Raw genomic sequence first — 18,232 nt, 5'->3', positions numbered from 1 at the left:
GCTCACTAAACTGCAAAAAATATGATGGGTGTCACTGTTATTTTTCTCGCCGCTTTCGGTTTAAGTTTTCACAATAACCTTCTTGTGAGGCTGGCCTGCCGACTGCACCATGAAATACACGCGTAAATTGTGTGGTGAGCTTTAACCAGTTTTCTGGGGAGATATTAACTCTTTCGAGTAAGGGTAAGTGTGTACTTTCAATATAACCACGTTTGTCTTCTCGTATACAGCGCCCTGTTAGCTCAACAAGTTCAAGGTACGATTTAAGCTCAAACGGCAGTCCTTTTGGCATTATCTGACGTGACATACCCGCAAAACGAAGTAACTGCTTAGGCTGTTTACCTTCTGCCGCACATGTTAAGCGCTTTTGTACGCTGGTATGGTCTGACTCTTCTGGGGTATTAGCCATTTTGGCTCTAATTGGGTTTAAATCGACATACGCCATACAGGCCGTAAGGGCTGCTTCATCTAATAATGCTTGAGACGTAAATCGTCCTTCCCAAAAACGGCCAGTGCAGTTATCTTCTTTATTTGCTCTGCGCGCAATGTTTTCATTTAACAACCGCATAAACCAGCTAATACTTGATAGGCGCTCTCGGTACTGCTTTACTGTTTGATTAAAAAAGATAAGTTCAACTTTACTTAGCTTTTCACCTTGTACATATTTTTGCGTTAGCAATGTGCCTTTACAGAGTTTATGCCAGCGAATAACAATCGCTTTATCATTTAACCTATTCGCTTTTTTATCATCAACGTACAACACTAAGTGGGTATGGTTACTCATTACGGCATAAGCACATACATCAATACAAAATACCTTGGCTAACTCAAGCAGCCTATCTTCAACCCAACCTCTGCGATGCTCAAAAGATTGGCCTGTAAAGCGGTCTTCACCGCACAGGAAAGCACGCCGAACACATCGTGATATGCAGTGATAGTATTTTGTATCAACCAAACTTACTTGACGCTTTCTTGCGATTGCCATAAGACACCCTGCTTATTTTTTGCACTAATCAAAGACTAGTACTTAGTTTCACAAAGTGCAAAAATTAGGATGGGTGTCACTGTTATTATTGCTGTTATTATTGCCCTTGGTCCACAACTCGCCCCACGTTTACTTGTTGCTTTTGGGAGTAATCGTGCGCGTTACAATGATACTGCAGAGCTTCAAAAGTACGCGGGTATAGCGCCTGTTATTGAGCGCAGTGGTCAAAAAATGTGGACTCATTGGCGTTATAGTTGCCCCACTTTTTTAAGGCAAACATTTGTAGAATGGGCTGGCTTTTCTATTCGTTATTCGTTTTGGGCTAAAGCGTATTATGAGCAACAAAAAGCCAAGGGTAAGCCGCATAACAGCATAATTAGATCACTGGCCTTTAAATGGATAAGGATTGTATTTAAGTGTTGGAAAACGAATACACCCTACGATGAATCGACGTATTTAGCGGCCTTAAAACGCAGAGGTTCACCACTTTTAAAATTGCAGTTAATAGCTAAATTTTACTAGTCGTCCACCTCAGGGCGTGTTGTTAGCAATACGCTTCTAGTTCAAACTCTAATGATAGTGCTAGTTCTACCAAAGTATCGTTGGATAGATTTGTATTCATTCTTTTCAACTTTAGCTCTGTATCCAAAAGCATTTTATGGACTTCGGGTTCTATCGAGGTATTTAATTCGGTTTGGAATTCAAGCTCATCAAGCTGAATTGTAATTACATTTTTACCTTTTTCATCAAGTAATACAGCACGTATTGGACAAGCTTGAGCTAGTTCTACAAAGCGATTATCAAATGAAGCGAAGAATGGAATAAAAAACTCGCCGAAATCGCCTTTAGATGCCAAAGTTTCTTGATATCTCAAAGCAAATATATCCCATGACATCCCTTTTATTTTTTTAAGTGTTTTTTTACTAATTTGGCTAACAGGGTCAAAAAAACGAAGTTGCTTGCCATATTTTAATAACTTCCAAGCAAAATAAAGTTCCGTTTTAGGAAACTTCCCTAAGTCGTTTAAGCAAAAAAGTACTAACTCTGATATTTTTTCAGCGAGAGTAGTTTTTATATTTTGACGGAGTATTACGGCCTTTAGCAACACAATATATAAGAGCATTCTCCGCTCTTGGAATTTAAGAATTTCAGGACTTGAATGGAAAGCATGAAGCGTCTCTATTGCACGTTGCCCAGCAACAGCTCTATCTTCATAAAATATTGGCTTAGTAACATCAAAATTATTCATATCATAATTCAAATGGTCAAACCGCTTTAATGCTCTGATTGTATTAAATGGTCGGTGATTATTTTCTTTCATAGAATCAAAATAATTCTCTATTAAAAAGAAAGAGTAATCAAAGTTGAATCCATTACCTTCACCGTCTTTTATAAACCTAACTAATTTTTCAAAGTCATGAATTGACTTATCAAGGTCTTTTCCATCTTCCCATGCCCTAAATCTTTCTGCAGCGTTAGAATCTAAACTAAGCGAGTAGTCTAGTGGAATTTTTATTTCTCCATGTATCCATGTTTTATCGTAAAGCTCATCAGAGAAAAAAAGTAATCCGTTGCCGTAGAAGTATTTTTTTAAAACAGGGCATTCATCTTCAATTGATTTTAATGATGATTTTGCAAAATTCCCATCTAAATGATTAGTTGAATAAATCATTTTAAAACCTTTAAATAATGCTCTTTTATCATCAATCAGTTCAGTAAAGCTATGTTCAGGATCGTGTGAAACGATCGCATTCATTGCATTTTGTAATCTTTCAAATCGTTGTTGTATAGATTCCAAATTAATTACCCTTACTATGAGTATTGCTAACAACTTTGTATCCGATATTTGTCGCTTTACAAACCGACAAATGCCCAAATATTACAAAGGTTCTAATTTAACCAGCTAATAAGGACTTGTAAACAACTAGTTAGCCGATATTTAAGTTTCCTTGATGTAGAAATACCCCAAAATGGTAGAGATCAGTAATATCGGACAAAAAAGTAATGAGCTATAAAATTGGTGTAAGCTCTATTAATAAGATAACTTGAATTTTTTTTAAGTTTTTACCTTTAACTTAAAAAAAAAGCCGCTGTTTATTACAAACAGCGGCTTTCGTATTAAGATTTACAAGCTTAAAGCTTGCTTAACTTAAACTTGATTTTTATTGTTTACCAATCACTTCCAATCCACCCATGTATGGGCGTAATGCTTCTGGTACTACTACTGTGCCATCGGCTTGTTGGTAGTTTTCTAGTATGGCTACTAATGTACGACCCACTGCTAAGCCTGAACCATTTAGTGTATGTAGTAACTCTGGCTTTTTAACACCTTCACGGCGAAAACGTGCTTGCATTCTACGCGCCTGAAAATCAGCCATGTTTGAACATGATGAAATTTCGCGGTATGTGTCTTGCGCAGGTAGCCATACTTCTAAATCGTATGTTTTAGCTGAGCCAAAGCCCATGTCGCCCATACATAAAATTACTTTACGGTACGGAAGTTCTAGCGCTTGTAGTATTTGCTCTGCGTGACCTGTTAACTCTTCAAGCGTTGCCATTGAGTCTTCTGGTTTCACAAGCTGTACAAGTTCAACTTTATCAAACTGGTGCTGACGAATTAGGCCACGCGTATCGCGACCATAGCTGCCGGCTTCACTTCTAAAACACGGCGTGTGGGCAACTAATCGAATTGGTAAATCGCTTTCGTCGTAAATTTCGTCGCGTGCGCTGTTTGTAAGCGGTACTTCAGCTGTAGGAATTAAGCTAAAGCCGGCTTGTTGTTCGCCATCGTCGTTCACAAGGCCTAATGTGTGGAACAAATCGCCCGCAAATTTAGGTAATTGGCTTGTGCCATAAAGGCTTGCGCTATTAACTAAGTACGGTACGTACATTTCGGTGTAGCCGTTTTTATCAGCGTGTGTATCTAGCATAAATTGCGTTAGTGCACGGTGCATACGCGCTACTTGGCCGCGCATTACGGTAAAGCGTGCACCACTAATTTTAACGCCCATTTCAAAGTCTAAGCCGTTTAGGTCTTGCCCTACATCTACGTGGTCTTTTACTTCAAAATCGAATTTTTTAGGGGTGCCCCACGTTAAAATTTCAACGTTGTCGTCCTCGTCTTTACCGGCAGGTACTGACTCGTCTGGCAAGTTAGGAATTGCTAAAGCAATGTCGTTAATTGCGGCTAATACTTCATCTTGCTCAGTTTTAGCGGCGTCTAGCTCGCTACCTAAGTTAGCCACTGCATCAAGTAGTGGCTGCGCGTCTTCGCCTTTTGCTTTGGCTTGACCAATTGCTTTTGCGCTTGCATTACGTTGACTTTGAAGTTCTTGCGTTTTTACTTGTAATGTTTTGCGTTTTTCTTCAAGTGCCGTTACCGTCGCTACATCGAGTTCGTAACCGCGCGCCGCTAAACGTGCTGCAGTTTGTTCGATGTCTTGACGTAAAAATTTAGAATCTAACATGTTAGTTTTTTAACCTTTTTGCATTACTAGCTGAAGGCCCAGCCAAGCCATAAAAATACACACCATCACGTTTAAGATGATATTGAGGGCCATTTTAATAAAGTGACCTTGTTGTAATAACAACAACGAGTCCATTGAGAATGTTGAAAAGGTGGTTAATGCACCTAAAAAGCCAATACTGATAAGGGTTTTGGCGGGGCTGGCGGTGATAATTTCTTTATCTATCAAACCGTACAAAATGCCCATTAACAATGAACCCAGAATATTAACCGTCAACGTGCCAAAAGGGAATCCCCTACCGAGGAGTTTTAGCATGCTTTCGCTAATAAAAAACCGTAAACACGCACCGGACGCTCCGCCAAGTGCAATCATCATATAAAGTTTAATCATTTTCGTACCGTTTAAGTGGGCTTTGCGCATCGCGCTCTTTTAGGTAGTCGAGTTTTTGTTTAATTTTTTGCTCAAGTCCGCGATCGCTCGGTAAGTAATATTCCTTACCTTCCATTTCTGGCGGTAGGTACTTTTCACCTGCGGCAAATGCGCCTTCTTCGTTATGCGCATAGCGGTACTCGGCGCCGTAACCTAAGTCTTTCATTAAGTTGGTTGGGGCATTGCGTAAATGCTCTGGCACTGGGTAACTTGGCTCGTTTTGAGCATCTGCTTTGGCTTGATTAAACGCCATATACACCGCATTACTTTTAGGTGCGCTGGCTAAATACAATGTGGCTTGTGCAATAGCACGCTCACCTTCGCTTGGACCTACTCGCTGAAATATATCCCACGCATTTAACGCCACTTCCATCGCACGCGGATCGGCGTTACCAATGTCTTCTGTAGCTATGGCAAGTAAACGCCTTGCAACATATAGAGGGTCACCGCCACCGGCTAAAATTCGGCAATACCAATACAATGCACCATCAGGAGAGCTGCCACGTACTGATTTGTGAAAGGCTGATATTAAATCGTAAAATTCATCGCCGCCTTTATCGTATTTAGCTAAATGAGTAGGTAACACTTGGCTAAGTACGTGCTCGTCTACGTTGTATTGACCGTTTTGCTCAGTTGTTAAATCAACCGCTTGTTCAAGTAAATTAAGTACTTTGCGGGCATCGCCACCACTTGCTTGGCATAACGCCTTTTTAGCGTTGTCGGCAATAGTGATATGCTTTTGGCTTAATTGTTCGTCTTGCTTAAGTGCGCGTTCTATTACGGTGTATAAATCACTATCGGCAAGCGATTTTAAAACATACACACGTGCACGCGACAATATAGCGTTGTTAAGGGCAAACGAGGGGTTTTCGGTCGTTGCACCTACAAATATAAAGGTGCCGTCTTCTATGTGCGGTAAAAACGCATCTTGCTGGGATTTATTAAAGCGGTGAACTTCGTCAACAAACATAAGGGTGCGTTGGCCGCGGCTTTCTAAGTTATCGCGCGCTTGCGTTACGCTGTCGCGAATATCTTTTACGCCTGCGGTTACCGCCGACATTTGAATAAGTGAGGCATCTGCATGGTTGGCAATTATTTGCGCAAGTGTTGTTTTACCTACACCCGGCGGGCCCCACAAAATTAAACTATGGCAGCGCCCCGCTACAATGGCTTGATGCAATGGTTTGTCAGCACTTAATAAATGCTGTTGACCAATGTACTCGTCAAGCGTTGTAGGGCGCATACGCGCAGCAAGTGGCCGTACATCTGGCCCAAAATTAAATCCTAAATTACTCACCGTTACTCTGATCGTCTATTTCAACACCTTCAGGAGGCGTAAATTCAAAAGTGCTTTTATCAAGCTGTGTATTAACTTGTGCATCGTTAAACGTAAATGACGATAACTGCCCTGAGTTGTCGGTAACGACTAATTTAGCAAGGCCTTGTTCGTTATCTGCAAACGCTATGTCAAGTTGTTCTACCTGGCTTTCTACGCCTTTATTGGGTGTTACGCTAAAGCCTGTATTTGTTGCAAGTACGCTGTATTTTTCCCACTGTGCTGGGTCTTTAGATGTAAGTAGTACAAACGGTGTCGAGTCGATCAAGCTGCTGGTTTTCATAATCGTTACTTGCTCAGCAAAGCTGTCGAAGTAATATGTTTTATCGCCGTTTGATACAAATAACGTATCGTCTGGATTAGTTTGCTGCCAGCGAATCATCATAGGCTGTTGAAGGGCTATTGTACCCTCGCCTTGCATCACTGCTTGGCCTTCTTTGTCTGTTACTTTTTGTGCGAATTGTGCTTTAAAACTTTTTAAAGTCGCTAATTGGTCTTGTAATGCTTGGCTGTCATCAGCAAAGCTTGGTGCGGCAAGTACGCTGCCTAACACTAATAATAAGGCGTTAACTTTTTTCATGAATTTGCTCCATTAGGTACTAATACATCGCGAGCACCGTTATGACCTGGTGAACTCACGATACCCGATGTTTCCATTTGTTCTACTAAGCGTGCTGCTCTGTTATAACCAACACGTAGTTTACGTTGCACTGACGATACCGATACTTTGCCGGTTTCTATTACAAACGACACGGCTTCGTCGTATAGCGGATCGTTTTCTTCGTCTGCGTTTTCGCTTGCTTCACCTGGTAATAAAATATCCTCGCTTGCATCGCCATTGAGTATTTCATCAACGTAATTTGGTTTTGCACGCGCTTTCCAATCGTTTACTACGGCATGTACTTCATGGTCGTCTACAAACGCGCCATGCACACGCTCTGGTACGCTAGTACCTGGTGGTAAATAAAGCATGTCGCCCATACCCAGCAGGTTTTCGGCGCCTTGTTGATCAAGTATTGTGCGTGAATCTATTTTGCTCGATACCTGAAACGCCATACGTGTTGGTATATTTGCTTTAATTAAACCTGTAATTACATCAACCGATGGGCGCTGAGTTGCCAGTATTAAGTGAATACCTGCCGCACGTGCTTTTTGGGCAATACGTGCAATTAGCTCTTCTACTTTTTTACCTACAATCATCATCATGTCGGCAAATTCGTCAATTACTACAACAATACTTGGTAATTTACCTAGCTCGTCTGGGCCTTCTTTCATGCCATCTGTGTCTTTAAATAATGGGTCAAGAATTGGGTAACCCGCTTCTTTTGCTTCAAGCACTTTTTGGTTGTAACCTTTTAAGTTACGTACACCTAATGCTGACATTAATTTATAACGGCGTTCCATTTCGCCTACACACCAACGCAGAGCGTTAGCTGCTTCTTTCATGTCGGTGACTACTTCACACAATAAGTGCGGAATACCTTCGTATACTGAAAGCTCAAGCATTTTAGGGTCAATCATGATCATACGTACATCGTCAGGGCCCGATTTGTAAAGCAAGCTTACTATCATGACATTTACGCCCACTGATTTACCTGAACCGGTTGTACCTGCTACTAATAAGTGTGGCATTTTACCAAGGTCAGCACAGACAGGCTGACCGGCAATATCTTTACCTAACACCATGGTAAGTGGCGACGGGTTTTGCTCAAATTTAGGCGCGTTTATTACTTCTGACAAACGTACTATTTCACGGTGTTTGTTGGGAAGCTCAATACCTACATACGTTTTACCTGGTATAACTTCTACAACACGTACACTAATAGCCGAAAGCGAACGTGCTAAATCTTTAGCCAAGCCTGTAATTTTAGATACTTTAATTCCGGGTGCTAAATCTAGCTCAAAACGTGTAACAACGGGGCCTGGATATACAGCAACAACTTTAGCTTGAACGTTAAAGTCGAGTAGTTTTGTCTCTACTAGGCGCGATACTGTATCGAGCTCTTCTTGCGAAATTGGGTTTTTAGCTTTATCCGGTCTGTCGAGTAAATCAAGCGACGGTAATGGCCCCGGTGGTGGCTCTTGCGTTAATAATTGCTCAAACTTTTCTTTAGCCGTTGGCGGCGGCTGATACGCAGGTTTTGGTTTAGGCATTGGTCTAGCTGGCGATACCACCGTTGTAACTGGCTTTTCAGGCTCTATAACGGGGCTTTGGTCTAGCGCATTTAATGCAGCTTCTGTATCCATTGGCTCGTCGTCTATTGCGCTAAAGCCAATCTCTTGATCGAGTATGTCGTCAAGCTCATCAAACGGCATAAAGTCGTCACTAATTTGTGGCTCGCTAAATGGCGTTTGCGGTTTATTAATTGCTTTTTGTTTATCTGCTTTTTTATCTGATGTAGGTAGCTCTATTTGCTCATGAATATCGTCTTCAAAGTGAGCGTCAGCCTCATCGTTATTATTTACTTTGCCTGCAGCCTGTTCTCGGTGCATCCAGCCTTTTGCGTACGATACAATAAAGCGGTAAAGCCTAACCATTAAATCGCCAAGATAATCCACAAAATCAACCCACGATACGCCGGTTAGTAATGTTAAGCCTGCAAAAAAGAAACACAGCAATAATATAGATGTTCCGGTAAAGTTAAACGCAGGCATCATCGCTGATGCAATAACATCGCCCACTACCCCACCAGATGAGAAGTTATAAATATCGTCAAAGTTTATGCTGCTAATAGCCGTCGCTGAAGTAATAAATAACGCAAAACCAATCACACGCAGCGCTAAGGTGGTGTAATCAAGCTGTAAAATACGGTGAGGTTGTTTAAATAACAAATAACCAAATAACTGAATGGCCGCAGGCACTAAGTAGGCCAGCCAACCAAATGTGAGTAATAAAATGTCGGCTATCCATGCACCGGCTGCTCCTGTGATGTTGCTTACTTCGCTAAAACTAGTTTGCGACCATGCAGCATCTGCTGGATCAAAGCTGATCAAGGCACATAAAATAAATATTGCCGTAAAGGTGCTGATAATCAGCCCAGTTTCTAATAGTCTTTGCACACCGTTTAGGCGCATAGTTCCCTATTCCTCTTTATTATTCTATTTTTATTCACACTTACTTAGCAGTGAAATACCTTAGCAGGAAATGCAATTTGTTGCACTTTATCTTAACCTTGATGGCCTGATTATGAACAAGTTTTTATAATTTGAGCTGATATAAGCAAATGACGCAAGCTAATATAAATAACCTTAAGTAATATAAGGACGAATAATTACGCCTTCTTCACCTTTTACTTCTTCCATCACTACATAAGTTCGGCTTTCACTAACGTTAGGCAATTTTAATAATATGTCACCTAATACACCACGGTATTCTGACATATCATTTACGCGCGTTTTAAGTAAAAAATCAAAATTACCCGATACTAAATGACATTCGATAATTTCTTCGTGCTTTTTAACGGCTGCACTAAACTCATCAAATACGTCGGGAGATGTTTTAGTAATTGTTACTTCTACATACACCGATAAACCTTGCCCAAGCTTAGCTGGATCGACCACTGCTTTATAGCCAAGTATGTAGCCTTCTCGTTCTAGCTTTTTCACTCGCTCCAGACAGGGCGTGGCGCTTAGGCCAACTCGTCTGGCCAGTTCAACATTTGAAAGGCGTCCATCGTGCTGTAATTCCATTAAAATTTTACGGTCAATTCTATCTAATAACTGATGCATAGTGCCAACTAGTTTTTTATGCTGTTTATTTTTGTTATATAGATGATAACACTAGATTTGACTTTAAAAAAGGTGAGACACACGGGCTTATGATGAATATAATAGTGAAAAATGTTAATCCGTTCTTAATAAGGCAAATGATATGATTATTGGTGTTCCTAAAGAAATTAAAAACCATGAATACCGTGTAGGTATGGTTCCTGCGAGTGTTCGTGAATTAGTAAACCACGGTCATCAAGTGATTGTAGAAACTGATGCAGGCATGGGTATTGGTTTTACTAACGAAGATTACACGTTAGCGGGTGCTGAAATTTTAGCAACTGCTGCTGACGTTTTCGCTAAAGCAGACATGATTGTAAAAGTAAAAGAGCCACAAGTTGTTGAACGTGCAATGCTACGTGAAGACCAAATTCTTTTCACTTACTTACACCTTGCACCTGATCTTCCACAAACTGAAGACCTTGTAAAAAGCAAAGCTATTTGTATTGCATACGAAACTGTAACTGACTCTCGCGGTGGTTTACCGCTTCTTGCTCCTATGAGCGAAGTTGCTGGTCGTATGTCTATTCAAGCTGGTGCACAAGCGCTAGAAAAATCTAACCACGGTCGTGGCATGCTACTAGGTGGCGTACCAGGCGTTGAAGCGGCTAAAGTTGTTATCATTGGCGGCGGCATGGTTGGTCGTAGTGCAGCGCAAATGGCTGTTGGTCTTGGTGCTGAAGTTGTCGTTCTTGACCGTAACATCGACGTATTACGTGCACTAGACGCGCAATTTGGTAATAAAGTTAAAGCTATTTACTCAACTGCTGATGCTCTAGAAAAACACGTACTAGAAGCTGATTTAGTAATTGGTGGCGTACTAATCCCAGGTGCAGCTGCACCTAAACTAGTAACTGCTGAGCACATTAAAGCAATGAAACCTGGTTCTGCAATTGTTGACGTTGCAATCGACCAAGGTGGCTGTATTGCTACTTCTAAAGCAACGACGCATGCTGATCCTACTTTCATCGTTGATGAAGTTGTTCACTACTGTGTTGCTAACATGCCAGGTGCTGTTCCACGCACATCTACGTTTGCACTTAACAATGCAACATTGCCTTTCATCATTAACCTTGCAAACAAAGGTTATAAAAAGGCGCTACTAGATGACGCTCACTTCTTAAAAGGCTTAAACGTAATTAAAGGCCAAGTAACTTACAAAGAAGTAGCAGAAGCGTTCAACATGGAATATGTTGACCCACGCACAGCGGTAGAAAACGCATAATTTAGCGTTTTGTAGTTAGGTTGGTATTAAGTAATGTAGCTACCTAACTACAACCCATAAAAAAAGCAGCTAATTAGCTGCTTTTTTTGTATTTAAATTTCAGATTTAAATAAACTGGTTTAGATAAAACGCTTAATTATAAAATCTACTTTTACGCGCTTAGCTTGGCCAAGTAGTTTTTTAACTGGCTGTGGGTAATCATCCATCGTTTCTAAATCATCTGGGCCTGTTAAACGTCGACAGTGTTGTAAAATTTCCTGCTTTTCGTTATCAATAGCATCCATAATTGTTTGCTCTGGATCTTCTATTAAAATACCGTTTTCGATATCAAGACCCCATGCACGCGGATTTAAGTTATGCCCGCTCAGTAAATGCTTTGTTCTATCTGAACAAATACCTTTTAAATGAAACGAATTGCTTTCATCTTTCCACAGGTACACATTTAAATTACCGTTATCGATATGACGCTTTTGCGTTTTTACAAACTTATGCAAAATGGTTTCGTATAAATAAGGTAATGCCCCTATTTTACTAAACGGCTCGCTTGGCGGTAAATAAAAGTCATTTGCTGTTTTATCGCCTACAACAATAGTCACTTGCTTACCCTGCTTTAATAATCGACGCAGTGATCGCATAAGCGGCGCCGGAAAATTAAAGTATGGCGTATACAACACAAGTTCTTGCTCTGTGTTATCAAATAACGCTTTTATTAAACGATTTAATTCGTTATTACGACGCCCGAGTCCTAAAAACAAGCGAATACCTAATGCTTTCGTATTTAGCTGCTCTGCTGCGTTATAACTTGCGACTTTTAAATCGCGCATTAATTGCTTTTGATCAAGCTTAAAGTCGTGCAAACGCTTAAGCGGTCGCGTGTCTATACGCGGCACAGCCACTGAACTAAGCAGCTTTGTTTCAATAAAATCAACCACTGAGTCACACAGTTCGCTCTGCGTTATTAAAAAGTAACGATCGAGCCTGTAGCGCTCGTTGTATTGCAAGTACACGTTGTTTAAGCTTGCACCGCTGTAAAGTAATGTGTCGTCAATTACAAAACCTTTTAAATGCAGTACACCAAAAAGCTCTTTAGCTTTTACAGGTACGCCATACACTTGTACATTCGATTTAAACTTTTCTAAATCGTCACAGTATAAACTTGCGTTGCCGTCTGATTTATCAGCGCCAATTAAACCACGTTGCGCACGATGAAAATCCACCAGCACTTTTACCTCAAGTGCCGGGTTTGCCAATGACACACGATGCAGCGCTTCTAAAATCTCACGGCCCGCTTCGTCGTCTTGTAAATACAACGTCGTAATATAAATTCGTTTTTTTGCGTTCGCTATCAAGCGTAGCAATTGCGTTCGGTAATCTTGCGCATTGGTTAAGACGTTAACGTCTTTTGAAGTCAACCCGAATGCGGGTTTTTCCTGCCAAAATAACATAGTTGCCTATTTGCTTAGGTCACATAATCTATCAGTGACAAATAAAATTAGGTAAAACATAACAAAAAAAATCAAAGGGGTCATGAAATAACGCTGTTTTGTTGCCTGTTAGTCTATTTATTGAGCTACTTAGGCATTTTAACTGTAAAAGCACAGAACTCTAGTACACAATACTGCACAGCTTTTCGATTTAAGAAAAAAAATAATCGCGGATTTTGTTTACATCTGCCTTGTTTTTCTTAGAATCAAGCGCATTAATGAGCATATTGAACACCGTATTAAACGTTTAGGAAAAATAATGACTGAAGCAAAACATTGTAAGCTACTAATTTTAGGCTCTGGCCCAGCTGGTTATACTGCCGCAGTATATGCAGCACGTGCAAATTTAAACCCTGTTTTAATTACAGGCATTCAACAAGGTGGCCAATTAACAACCACAACTGAAGTTGAAAACTGGCCTGGTGATGCACACGGTTTAACAGGCCCTGCGTTAATGGATCGTATGAAAGAGCACGCTGAGCGCTTTGAAACTGAAATCATATTCGATCACATCAATAAAGTAGATGTATCGAAGCGCCCTTTCACACTAACTGGCGACCAAGGTACTTACACATGTGATGCGTTAATCATTGCAACCGGTGCGTCTGCTAAATACTTAGGCTTAGAGTCAGAAACTAATTTCCAAGGCCGTGGTGTTTCGGCGTGTGCTACGTGTGACGGTTTTTTCTATAAAGGTCAAAAAGTAGCAGTTGTTGGTGGTGGTAATACAGCGGTTGAAGAAGCGCTTTACTTATCTAACATTGCTGATGAAGTACATGTTATTCACCGTCGTGATAGTTTCCGCAGTGAAAAAATACTAGCTGACCGCCTTGCTGAAAAAGCAGCAAACGGTAACGTTGTAATGCATTACAACCGCACACTTGACGAAGTACTAGGCGACCAAATGGGCGTAACAGGCGTGCGTATTAAAGATGCACACTCTGATGCAACTGAAGAGCTTGATTTAGCCGGCGTATTTATTGCTATTGGTCACAAGCCAAATACTGATATGTTTGTTGGTCAACTAGAAATGAAAGATGGCTACTTAGTTGTAGAGTCTGGTCTTCACGGTAACGCGACTCAAACAAGCGTAGAAGGCGTTTTTGCTGCAGGTGATGTGTCAGACCACATTTACCGTCAAGCAATCACATCAGCGGGTACAGGCTGTATGGCTGCACTTGATGCTGAACGTTTCTTAGATAATCTATAAGCGGTCAAAATAATTTAGAGGGGCTGATTATTCAGCCCTTTTTTTATGCCTAAAATATAGTTACACTTTTACGATCAATTATAAAATAAGTACTGTATGAGAAATCAGCTATACCAATTAAGCGAAACCGATATAGCATTCCCCAATCCGGAATACGCATTAGAATCCCCTGATGGCTTATTAGCAATTGGTGGCGATTTAAGCTTGCCTCGGCTAAGTAATGCCTACAAAAGCGGAATATTCCCTTGGTTTAGCGAAGACGAGCCTATTATGTGGTGGTCGCCAAGTGAGCGAGGCATTTTTGAGCTTAATGATTTTCATATAAGTAAGAGCCTGCGTAAGCATTTAAAAAAACACCCTGTTAGAGTAACCATTAATAATGCCTTTGAGGAAGTGATAGAAGCCTGTCGCGATCAACGCCTTGATACCGATGGCACCTGGATCACCTCTGACATGCTCAACGCTTACGTTAATGCACACAATGCAGGCATTGCACATAGTTTAGAGGTGTGGAGTAACGGAGACCTTGCAGGTGGCTTATACGGCATAATGCAAAATGGGGTATTTTGTGGCGAGTCGATGTTTCATCATCAAACCAATTGCTCCAAACTTGCTATGTGGGCATTGGTAAATTGGCTTAAACGCCATGATGCACACTTTATTGATTGCCAGTTAGAAAACCCTTATTTAATGACCCTGGGTGCACAAGTAATTCCCCGTTCAACATTTTTGACTAAACTAAAAGCTGCACATAACTATACTGTTAACCCTATTATGTGGGAGCCACAAGAACTTGACGCAATCTATGAATGAGCAACTTCCTGCACGTGTTGGTTTAACCCAAGAGTTTGACTGTAGCTATTTACCCAACAGACAAGAGCAACTTTTAGTTATTCTTGATCCTAGTTGCTACAGCACCGACAAATTTGAGTCATTATTAGGCTTGGGATTTCGTCGCAGTGGTAACCAAATATACCGTCCGCACTGCCCAATATGCAGCGCATGTAGTTCTGTGCGTGTATTAGCACAAGACTTTATGCCCTCAAAATCGCAAAAACGTAAACTAAACAAAGCAAAAACACAGTTTGAGGTAAAATATTCAACGCAAGAGCGACCTGAGTATTATCCGCTCTATAGTAAATACATAACGATGCGTCATCAGGATGGAAGTATGTACCCTCCTGAAAAAGAACAGTTTCAAAGTTTTTTGCTTTGTAGTTGGCTCAAGATCACATTTATTGAATTGTGGCACCAAGATACTTTAGTCGCGGTTGCCGTAACTGATTGTATGAATAGCGCTATTTCTGCAATTTATACCTTTTTTGATCCCGACTTTGAACACTATAGTTTAGGCTCTGTGATGATATTAGAGCAGCTAAAGTTTGCTAAAGAGCAAAATAAGCAATACGTGTACTTAGGCTATCAAATTGATGAATGCGACAAAATGAAGTACAAAACTCAGTTTTTACCTGCTCAAAAACAGCTCAATGATGAGTGGGTGGCTATTTAATTTGCAAATATAGCCCCTGCGCCTTTACTTATTGGAGTATTTTGGGCAAAATCTGCAGCGTTTAACTATTAAAGAGGTGTTACGCTAAACATGGCGAAAGAAGACGTAATCGAAATGCAAGGGACAGTCCTTGATACTTTACCAAATACAATGTTCCGAGTTGAGCTAGAAAATGGTCACGTAGTTGTGGCTCATATTTCAGGCAAAATGCGCAAAAACTATATCCGTATTTTAACCGGCGATAAAGTAACGGTAGAAATGACTCCTTACGATTTATCAAAGGGTCGTATCGTATTCCGTGCTCGCTAAGTAAGTGCGTAAACGAGATTTAGTTTTTGGCTAGTGTTTTACTAGCTTTAAGCGTTTATTAAATGTAATTGATAGACATTGACTAGCAATTACATTTAATAAACAAAAAGCCCAGTTTTTGCTGGGTTTTTTGTTGCCTATAAAAAGGGCAAAAAAATGGCCCGCTATTATGTAGCGGGCCATTTTATTTAACTAGATTATTTAATTAACATTTTACGCTGGTGTTAAATTACTCTCGTAATCAAAGCGAATCTTCTTGTCTTTAACTGATACTTTAACCGTACCGCCATCAACAAGTTCACCAAACAGTATTTCGTTAGCTAATTGCTTTTTAAGCTCTTCTTGAATAACACGTGCCATTGGACGTGCACCCATTGCTTTATCGTAGCCTTTATCTGCCAACCACTCACGTGCTTTAGACGTAAGCTCAAGATTAACCGATTTTTTATCGAGCTGCGCTTGCAGTTCCACAATAAATTTATCAACCACCAGTAGAATAACTTCACGTTCAAGGTGATTAAACCAAATGATGTTATCTAAACGGTTTCTAAATTCTGGTGAAAATACTTTATTAATTGCACCCATTGCATCGTGCGTATGATCTTGCTCTGTAAAACCAATCGACTTACGCGTAGTTTCTTGAACGCCCGCATTGGTAGTCATTACAACCACTACGTTTCTAAAATCAGCTTTACGACCGTTATTATCGGTTAACGTACCGTGATCCATAACCTGTAGCAAAATGTTGTAAATGTCTGGATGCGCTTTTTCAATCTCATCTAGTAGTACAACTGCATGTGGATTTTTAATCACAGCTTCTGTTAATAAACCACCTTGTTCAAAACCAACATACCCTGGTGGTGCACCAATTAATCGGCTTATTGCATGGCGTTCTACATATTCCGACATATCAAAACGAATAAACTCAACACCCATACATTTAGCAAGTTGCTTAGTTACTTCTGTTTTACCCACACCGGTTGGGCCTGCAAACAAGAACGAACCCACTGGTTTTTCTTCGCTCGATAAACCAGAGCGAGATAAGCGAATAGCTGATGTAAGCGCATCAATAGATTGATCTTGCCCAAACACGAGCATTTTAAGGTTACGGTCTAAGTTTTTAAGCGTTTCTTTATCTGTTGACGAGACGCTTTGCGCTGGGATACGTGCCATTTTAGATATAATTAGTTCTATATCTGCCACGCCAATGGTTTTTTTACGTTTAGAGCTAGGTTGCAAGCGCTGACTTGCACCCGCTTCATCAATTACATCAATTGCTTTATCTGGCAAATGGCGCTCATTAATATATTTAGCACTAAGCTCTGCAGCTGCTTTTAATGCTTTTTGAGTGTAACGAATACCATGGTGCTCTTCGTAACGCTCTTTTAATCCATTTAATATTTTAGTGGTATCGGCAACACTTGGCTCAAGTACATCAATTTTTTGAAAGCGACGTACTAATGCACGGTCTTTCTCAAAAATATTTTTATACTCGTTGTAAGTTGTTGAACCCATACAACGTAGCTTACCACTTGAAAGGAGTGGTTTAAGCAAGTTTGATGCGTCCATAACACCACCAGACGCCGCGCCGGCACCAATAATAGTATGTATTTCATCAATAAATAAAATAGATCCAGGCTCTGCTTGTAGCTCTTTTAGTAAGCTTTTAAAACGCTTTTCAAAGTCGCCACGGTATTTAGTACCCGCAAGCAATGCACCCATATCTAGCGAGTACACAACGGCATCTGCAATTACTTCTGGTACTTGCTTATTAACAATGCGATACGCTAAGCCTTCAGCAATAGCTGTTTTACCAACGCCCGCTTCACCAACAAGTAATGGGTTATTCTTTTTACGACGACACAATACTTGTACCGTGCGCTCTACTTCGCTGTCGCGACCGATCAGTGGGTCAATGTTACCTTCACGGGCTTGAACGTTTAAATTAGTTGTAAAGCTGTCTAGCTTGCTTGCTTCTTCATTTTGAACTTCTTGCACTTCATCATGAATATCGTCGCTGTCGTTGCCTAATTCATCATCTGCTTTAGAAATACCATGCGAAATAAAGTTAACGATGTCTAAACGCGATACATCATGCTTTTTAAGTAAATATACAGCTTGGCTTTCTTGCTCAGAAAAAATAGCAACTAGCACATTCACGCCAGTGACTTCATTTTTACCTGACGATTGCACATGGAACACAGCGCGTTGTAATACACGTTGAAAGCCAAGTGTTGGCTGAGTTTCACGCTCTTCTTCTAAATCTGGAATGACGGGTGTTGTTTCGTCAATAAATTCTAATAATTCGGTTTTTAAACCAGAAATATTAACACCACACGCGTTTAGGGCTTCTCCTGCAGAAGGATTATCTAACAGCGCAAGTAAAAGGTGCTCTACGGTCATAAACTCATGACGGCGAGTGCGCGCTTCACGAAACGCGGCATTTAATGTGAGTTCTAAGTCTTTGTTTAGCATTGGCAACCCCTTACTGAGATAATAATTTATACCA

The 18,232-nt window shown here is 40.6% G+C and carries 15 protein-coding genes and 1 pseudogene; 6 read left to right on the top strand and 10 right to left on the bottom strand.

Annotated features, from left to right (window positions below; all coding sequences use genetic code 11):
• Positions 1–37 precede the first annotated feature (37 nt).
• Positions 38–985 (bottom strand): transposase, encoded by a 948-nt coding sequence (locus GQR52_RS06235; RefSeq protein ID WP_165727847.1) that lies wholly within the window; start codon positions 983–985, stop codon positions 38–40.
• A gap of 108 nt (positions 986–1,093) precedes the next feature.
• Between GQR52_RS06235 and GQR52_RS06230 the strand changes: the two are divergent.
• Positions 1,094–1,507 (top strand): annotated as a pseudogene (locus GQR52_RS06230) (transposase); the annotation flags it as partial.
• 22 nt (positions 1,508–1,529) lie between these two features.
• Here the strand turns inward: GQR52_RS06230 and GQR52_RS06225 are convergent.
• The 7 genes from GQR52_RS06225 to lrp all read right to left on the bottom strand — a co-directional run bounded on the left by GQR52_RS06225 (position 1,530) and on the right by lrp (position 9,946).
• Positions 1,530–2,783, bottom strand: a complete 1,254-nt coding sequence (locus tag GQR52_RS06225) for a hypothetical protein (protein WP_165727846.1) — start codon at positions 2,781–2,783, stop codon at positions 1,530–1,532.
• 364 nt (positions 2,784–3,147) lie between these two features.
• Positions 3,148–4,452 (bottom strand): serine--tRNA ligase, encoded by a 1,305-nt coding sequence (gene serS, locus GQR52_RS06220; RefSeq protein ID WP_165727845.1) that lies wholly within the window; start codon positions 4,450–4,452, stop codon positions 3,148–3,150.
• Between the two features lie 9 nt (positions 4,453–4,461).
• Positions 4,462–4,842 carry a fluoride efflux transporter CrcB gene (crcB, locus tag GQR52_RS06215; protein WP_165727844.1) on the bottom strand — a complete coding sequence of 127 codons (381 nt, stop codon included), beginning with the start codon at positions 4,840–4,842 and terminating at the stop codon, positions 4,462–4,464.
• Entirely contained in the window at positions 4,835–6,178 is a 1,344-nt protein-coding gene (locus tag GQR52_RS06210; protein ID WP_165727843.1) for a replication-associated recombination protein A, read from the bottom strand. Before GQR52_RS06210 ends, crcB begins: the two co-directional genes overlap by 8 nt.
• The gene (lolA, locus tag GQR52_RS06205) at positions 6,171–6,797 is read right to left on the bottom strand and encodes an outer membrane lipoprotein chaperone LolA (RefSeq protein ID WP_165727842.1); all 627 of its coding nucleotides are present in this window, start codon (positions 6,795–6,797) and stop codon (positions 6,171–6,173) included. The genes GQR52_RS06210 and lolA overlap by 8 nt, the downstream gene beginning before the upstream one ends.
• Positions 6,794–9,292, bottom strand: a complete 2,499-nt coding sequence (locus GQR52_RS06200; RefSeq protein WP_165727841.1) for a DNA translocase FtsK 4TM domain-containing protein — start codon at positions 9,290–9,292, stop codon at positions 6,794–6,796. The genes lolA and GQR52_RS06200 overlap by 4 nt, the downstream gene beginning before the upstream one ends.
• Positions 9,293–9,466: 174 nt before the next feature.
• A complete protein-coding gene (lrp, locus tag GQR52_RS06195) occupies positions 9,467–9,946 on the bottom strand; it encodes a leucine-responsive transcriptional regulator Lrp (protein ID WP_007582985.1) in 480 nt (159 codons plus the stop codon).
• A gap of 142 nt (positions 9,947–10,088) precedes the next feature.
• On the opposite strand from lrp, the gene ald reads away from it, so the two are divergent.
• On the top strand, positions 10,089–11,210 hold the full coding sequence (gene ald, locus GQR52_RS06190) for an alanine dehydrogenase (protein ID WP_165727840.1): 1,122 nt from the start codon (positions 10,089–10,091) through the stop codon (positions 11,208–11,210).
• A gap of 119 nt (positions 11,211–11,329) precedes the next feature.
• On the opposite strand, the gene pssA is transcribed toward ald, so the two are convergent.
• Entirely contained in the window at positions 11,330–12,655 is a 1,326-nt protein-coding gene (gene pssA, locus GQR52_RS06185) for a CDP-diacylglycerol--serine O-phosphatidyltransferase (protein ID WP_165727839.1), read from the bottom strand.
• Positions 12,656–12,953: 298 nt separating this feature from the next.
• On the opposite strand from pssA, the gene trxB reads away from it, so the two are divergent.
• From trxB to infA, 4 genes are all read left to right on the top strand, one after another.
• Positions 12,954–13,904 carry a thioredoxin-disulfide reductase gene (gene trxB, locus GQR52_RS06180; RefSeq protein ID WP_008168643.1) on the top strand — a complete coding sequence of 317 codons (951 nt, stop codon included), beginning with the start codon at positions 12,954–12,956 and terminating at the stop codon, positions 13,902–13,904.
• A gap of 96 nt (positions 13,905–14,000) precedes the next feature.
• Positions 14,001–14,717 carry a leucyl/phenylalanyl-tRNA--protein transferase gene (aat, locus tag GQR52_RS06175; RefSeq protein WP_165727838.1) on the top strand — a complete coding sequence of 239 codons (717 nt, stop codon included), beginning with the start codon at positions 14,001–14,003 and terminating at the stop codon, positions 14,715–14,717.
• Positions 14,710–15,414, top strand: a complete 705-nt coding sequence (locus GQR52_RS06170; protein ID WP_010552618.1) for an arginyltransferase — start codon at positions 14,710–14,712, stop codon at positions 15,412–15,414. Before aat ends, GQR52_RS06170 begins: the two co-directional genes overlap by 8 nt.
• 90 nt (positions 15,415–15,504) lie before the next feature.
• Entirely contained in the window at positions 15,505–15,723 is a 219-nt protein-coding gene (gene infA, locus GQR52_RS06165) for a translation initiation factor IF-1 (protein WP_002962494.1), read from the top strand.
• A 213-nt stretch (positions 15,724–15,936) separates the two neighbouring features.
• Here the strand turns inward: infA and clpA are convergent, their stop codons facing one another.
• Positions 15,937–18,198, bottom strand: coding sequence for an ATP-dependent Clp protease ATP-binding subunit ClpA (gene clpA / locus GQR52_RS06160; RefSeq protein ID WP_007585108.1), 2,262 nt, complete (start codon positions 18,196–18,198; stop codon positions 15,937–15,939).
• Positions 18,199–18,232 lie beyond the last annotated feature (34 nt).

Source organism: Pseudoalteromonas sp. 31A1 (assembly GCF_011378815.1).
In the GTDB taxonomy this organism is placed as follows: domain Bacteria; phylum Pseudomonadota; class Gammaproteobacteria; order Enterobacterales; family Alteromonadaceae; genus Pseudoalteromonas; species Pseudoalteromonas arctica.
Note: the sequence above shows the minus strand (reverse complement) of the source record. Positions and strands in the feature narration are given on the sequence as shown.

What these genes read in the sequence shown, in the direction of transcription:
- lolA (WP_165727842.1), bottom strand. Translation starts at nt 6,797, where the DNA reads ATGAAAAAAGTTAACGCCTTATTATTAGTGTTAGGCAGCGTACTTGCC.
- clpA (WP_007585108.1), bottom strand. Translation starts at nt 18,198, where the DNA reads ATGCTAAACAAAGACTTAGAACTCACATTAAATGCCGCGTTTCGTGAA.
- ald (WP_165727840.1), top strand. Translation starts at nt 10,089, where the DNA reads ATGATTATTGGTGTTCCTAAAGAAATTAAAAACCATGAATACCGTGTA.
- crcB (WP_165727844.1), bottom strand. Translation starts at nt 4,842, where the DNA reads ATGATTAAACTTTATATGATGATTGCACTTGGCGGAGCGTCCGGTGCG.
- aat (WP_165727838.1), top strand. Translation starts at nt 14,001, where the DNA reads ATGAGAAATCAGCTATACCAATTAAGCGAAACCGATATAGCATTCCCC.
- GQR52_RS06200 (WP_165727841.1), bottom strand. Translation starts at nt 9,292, where the DNA reads ATGCGCCTAAACGGTGTGCAAAGACTATTAGAAACTGGGCTGATTATC.
- lrp (WP_007582985.1), bottom strand. Translation starts at nt 9,946, where the DNA reads ATGCATCAGTTATTAGATAGAATTGACCGTAAAATTTTAATGGAATTA.
- GQR52_RS06170 (WP_010552618.1), top strand. Translation starts at nt 14,710, where the DNA reads ATGAATGAGCAACTTCCTGCACGTGTTGGTTTAACCCAAGAGTTTGAC.
- trxB (WP_008168643.1), top strand. Translation starts at nt 12,954, where the DNA reads ATGACTGAAGCAAAACATTGTAAGCTACTAATTTTAGGCTCTGGCCCA.
- serS (WP_165727845.1), bottom strand. Translation starts at nt 4,452, where the DNA reads ATGTTAGATTCTAAATTTTTACGTCAAGACATCGAACAAACTGCAGCA.
- GQR52_RS06235 (WP_165727847.1), bottom strand. Translation starts at nt 985, where the DNA reads ATGGCAATCGCAAGAAAGCGTCAAGTAAGTTTGGTTGATACAAAATAC.
- infA (WP_002962494.1), top strand. Translation starts at nt 15,505, where the DNA reads ATGGCGAAAGAAGACGTAATCGAAATGCAAGGGACAGTCCTTGATACT.
- pssA (WP_165727839.1), bottom strand. Translation starts at nt 12,655, where the DNA reads ATGTTATTTTGGCAGGAAAAACCCGCATTCGGGTTGACTTCAAAAGAC.